Source organism: Mesorhizobium sp. M7D.F.Ca.US.004.01.2.1 (assembly GCF_003997785.1).
GTDB classification, from domain to species: domain Bacteria; phylum Pseudomonadota; class Alphaproteobacteria; order Rhizobiales; family Rhizobiaceae; genus Mesorhizobium; species Mesorhizobium loti.
This window is the reverse complement of the sequence record NZ_RZRQ01000762.1, coordinates 1-474: the sequence shown is the minus strand read 5'-3', so window position 1 is coordinate 474 and position 474 is coordinate 1. Positions and strand designations below refer to the sequence as shown.

Here is a 474-nt window from a genome sequence, read left to right as displayed (position 1 = left end):
ACGCGATGCCCTATCTGGTGCAGCAGAACCGCCGGGTCGGCGGCGAACCTATCCAGTCGGTGGCGTGGCCGTCGCATCCAATTATCGCCGGCGGCCAGCATGTCGTCGTCGTCGGTGGCGGCGATACCGCGTCCGATTGTGTCGGCACCGCCTTCCGCCAAGGTGCGGTGCGCGTCACCCAGCTCGACATCCGCCCACAGCCGCCGGAGAAGGAAGACAAGCTTTCGGTCTGGCCCTACTGGGCGACCAAGATGCGCACTTCGTCCTCGCAGGCCGAAGGCGCGGAGCGCGAATTCCAGGTGGCGACACTCGAATTCATCGGCGAGGAAGGCCAGTTGACCGGCGTCAAATGCTGCGAGGTCGACGACAAGCGCAAGCCGATCGCCGGCACCGAATTCGTCATCCGCGCCGATCTCGCCTTCATCGCCATCGGCTTTGCCGGGCCGGCTGCGGCCGGAGTGGCTGGGGAATTGG

Annotated in this window: 1 pseudogene; it reads left to right on the top strand. The window is 66.2% G+C overall.

Annotation, left to right across the window (positions count from 1 at the left end):
- Window positions 1-474 (top strand): annotated as a pseudogene (gltD, locus tag EN993_RS36675) (glutamate synthase); the annotation flags it as partial.